General features: G+C 46.3%; 1 protein-coding gene. It reads left to right on the forward strand.

The window, feature by feature from the left end:
- The coding region (locus tag KP705_RS21875; protein WP_215765463.1) for a protein rep at positions 1-374 on the forward strand (374 nt) is incomplete at both ends.

Consider the following 374-nt stretch of genomic DNA (forward strand, 5'->3'; position numbering starts at 1 on the left):
GATGTCGTGCATTGTTAAGGATGCGGGAACTCTTGAGTCTGTTGATGAGGTCACAAAATATGTGACTAAGCCGAACGATATTGAGACGATGGAGGATGGCCATCTTGAGTGGTTCTATAATGAGACACTCAATACGCGACTGATACAGAGGTACGGATCGTTTAAGGAGTTCAAGGGGTCTCTTAATGATGAGAGGCTTCGCATCGTTCGAGATCAGTCTGATGGATCTCTGAAGATGATGAAGAAGCGTGTCATCAATGATGCTGAGCTTTTCACGAAGCGTGATGAAGGCGAAGCCACGATAGGTGTCCCTAAATCATTGGATATGTTCGGGCCCGATATTGCTATGGCTCTCTGTGTTGAGCCTTCTCTTG

The organism is Gluconobacter sp. P1D12_c, from assembly GCF_018812105.1.
Lineage (GTDB): Bacteria > Pseudomonadota > Alphaproteobacteria > Acetobacterales > Acetobacteraceae > Gluconobacter > Gluconobacter oxydans_A.